The sequence below is a fragment of the Paenisporosarcina sp. P4_D4 genome (assembly GCF_056401835.1).
Genome location: NZ_JBFUIO010000202.1, coordinates 1 through 2,774 on the forward strand (window position 1 = coordinate 1; position 2,774 = coordinate 2,774).

3 protein-coding genes are annotated in these 2,774 nt (G+C 34.6%); all 3 read left to right on the forward strand.

Features of this window, described 5'->3' with window-relative positions:
- The coding region (locus AC1DSL_RS16980) for a TIR domain-containing protein (RefSeq protein WP_477533114.1) at positions 1-539 on the forward strand (539 nt) is incomplete at its 5' end.
- Positions 540-917: 378 nt separating this feature from the next.
- On the forward strand, positions 918-1,772 hold the full coding sequence (locus AC1DSL_RS16985) for a ParA family protein (RefSeq protein ID WP_477533115.1): 855 nt from the start codon (positions 918-920) through the stop codon (positions 1,770-1,772).
- Positions 1,765-2,121, forward strand: a complete 357-nt coding sequence (locus tag AC1DSL_RS16990; RefSeq protein WP_477533116.1) for a DUF5388 domain-containing protein — start codon at positions 1,765-1,767, stop codon at positions 2,119-2,121. Before AC1DSL_RS16985 ends, AC1DSL_RS16990 begins: the two co-directional genes overlap by 8 nt.
- Positions 2,122-2,774 lie beyond the last annotated feature (653 nt).

Here is a 2,774-nt window from a genome sequence, read left to right on the forward strand (position 1 = left end):
AATCAGATAAGCTCAGTATAAGAGCAATAGATGGTTCTGGTACTGATATAAACAACTCCATTAGAAGAGGAATAGAAACAGAAACTACTGACCGTACAAAAGTGTTTATTGTTCATGGTCATGATACTGCCGCAAAAACAGAAGTTGCACGTTTTGTAGAAAAACTAGGTTATACAGCAATTATTTTGCATGAACAAGCTAGTAATAGCGATACCATTATTGAGAAAATAGAGAGATATTCAAACGTTGGATTTGCAATAGTGTTATATACACCATGCGATGTAGGTGGTAAGAAGGAATTGGAGCCGAGACTTCTTTCTAGAGCTAGACAAAACGTATTATTTGAACATGGTTATCTTATGGCCAAAATCGGAAGAAAAAATGTGTGCGCTCTTGTAAAAGATGATGTTGAAAAACCAAATGATATCTCAGGAATAGTCTATGTGACAATGGATCAAAACGATGGCTGGAAATTAGGAGTGGTTAAGGAAATGGTTGGGTCAGGATATAATATTGACTACAATAAGCTTAATTACTAAAACCTAACAAATAATATTAATCGGTCTACCTATGTTGGAAAAAGCTAAAAGTAAATTAATATTGAATTAAAGTCAGTAATAAAACCAGGATGTGTAGTTTACGACACGGCCTGGTTTTTTGTGATTTAGAACATTTCTCGAATTGTATACAAATCTACATGTATATTTGTATATTAATATACATGTAGATTAGGTTACATGTATATGAAAGTATAAAACGTATAAATACTAAGTAAATTCAGAGGGTTTTGCAGTTAAAGATTGTAATCATGAAACAACAGTGTTATTTTTAAATTATTAGTTATCTCCATTTGTCTACAAGTCTACAATTACATAAAACATAATTTACTAATTTCATTATCTAAGGGAGGCATTTTCATGCACTCATCAGCACAAGTGATCACATTTGGAAATTTTAAAGGCGGGACAGGTAAAACCACCAATAGTACGATGATTGCTTATTGTCTAGCAAATTTGGGTTACAGAGTGTTATTAAGTGACCAGGATCCTCAAGCTAACGCTACTAGTCTTTTTCTACGCACAAAGGCACTGATCGAAGACGACATCGTATCATATGAAAAAACGTTAATGTCAGCTATTCAAGATGAAGATTTGAGCAGCATTGTAACTAAAGTCAAAGAAAACCTGTATCTTCTTCCAAGTTTCAGTGACTTTGCTCAATATCCGAAACTATTAGAAAAAAAATTCCCTGATGAAATTGATCGAGTCCAGTTTTTCTCTAAATTGCTGAAGCCTTTAAAGGGGGACTATGATTTTATATTCATAGATGTTCCTCCTACTATTTCTATCATTACCGATTCTGCTTTGTATGCTTCTGATTTCGTCGTCGTGGTATTACAGACTCAAGAAAGAAGCCTTCAAGGCGCAGAAGGCTTTACAGCCTATCTTCAAACGCTGATTGACGACTATGATGCTGATTTAGATATCCTGGGTATTCTTCCGGTCCTATGGAAGAATGGTGCAGCTGTCGACATTCAAACATTGGATACGGCCAAAGAGATTTTTGGCGATCATAATATCTTTTCAAATGTAGTAAAACAGATGGAAAGATTGAAACGATTTGATATGACGGGGATCACTGAAAATGATATGCATGACAAAAATGTCATCGAAAGCTATACAAAGGTTGCGATGGAATTTGTTCAACGATTGGATGCAGCCGTTAATCCATCGAATTCACCAAGCACGATTGGAGAGGTTGTAGATGTCTGATCTGCTTAGAAAGAAGCAACCTGGTAAGATTCAAAGAAGCCAAACAGTCGTTCCGAAGAATACATTTGATATCAAGGCAGTCGAAACTACCGTGGAACCGGAAAAAACTCCGGAACCTACACCGAAAAAAACAGTCAATTCCAATGTGGTTTCCGAAAAGTCGACAACGGTTCGAGTAAACATGAGTACCAAAAACAAGCTCAATGCTTTGGTGACATTGGGCATTGCTTCAACGGTTGATGATGTCACCGATCTCCTGATCAACGACTATATCGCAAATATATTAACAAAAGATGAGAGAAAACAATTCGAGATTATCTTCGAACTCTATAAGAGCAAATCGAAATAATACCCAAAAAGATGAGAGAGCCCAGGCTAACTCATCTTTTTTCAATACTGTAGACTCATCTACATGTAGATTTGTAGATGAGTCTACATGTAGATTTGTAGATATGTAATTTAATCTACATGTATTTTTGTAGATTGGTCTACATGTAGATTTGTAGATTCATCTACAAATTAAGAATTTCACAAATTAACACTCTAAAAAGGTTATTACCTATTATCTTGATAAAACGACTCAAATCCTTATATGTCAACAATTCCTGGGTATTAAATTCCGACATTAATCACATTAAAGTGCATACATGTAGATTGGTCTACATGTAGATTTGTAGATTAATATACATGTAGATTTGTAGATTAATATACATGTATATGTGGTTACATGTAGATTTGTAAATTTGTAGATGGATATACAAGTAGATTTGTAGACCCGTCTACCGTATTGGAAATGCCCGTAAACCCTTATTGTATAAGGGTTTTTGTTCTTCTATACTTTGTTACTAATTGAGAGATTTTACTAGATTCTCAAAAACGTTATAAAGATAGGAGATGCGTAATGGGCAATTTATCAGCACTGTTTAATTTGATACTTCATGAAGGATTGATGGAATACAAAAAAATTGGTTCACGCGCATCCCTATCAAGACAGATTGCCTT